At 46.3% G+C, this 283-nt stretch carries 1 protein-coding gene; it reads right to left on the reverse strand.

Annotated elements, in window-relative coordinates; all coding sequences use genetic code 11:
- Positions 1-259 (reverse strand): YgaC family protein (locus tag SB756_RS29435; protein WP_020234232.1); only part of this gene is annotated, 259 nt, incomplete at its 3' end.
- Positions 260-283: the final 24 nt, after the last annotated feature.

Raw genomic sequence — 283 nt, forward strand, 5'->3', positions numbered from 1 at the left:
GTCGCTCGCCTGCTAAATAGAGCGGAAATTGCTGGTAATGATCGCAAGTTTTAATATCGGAAGCGGGTTCAGCCAGTGTCGAACTGCGTTCTTTTAATGTTGGATGAATTACCAGAGCGGTACGTCCCATTCGCGCTTCGCGATTAACATAGACATAATTTTCCCCTCGGCGGTAACCATACGCTTTCTGGGTTACCACATCGACAGTAAAACCGACTTTTTCAAGTACGCGCGCCACCTCGTCTGGTCGTAAATACATATTTGATCCTCGTTATTATCAACC

It is taken from the genome of Pseudomonas sp. SIMBA_068, from assembly GCF_046534705.1.
GTDB classification, from domain to species: Bacteria; Pseudomonadota; Gammaproteobacteria; order Pseudomonadales; family Pseudomonadaceae; genus Aquipseudomonas; species Aquipseudomonas putida.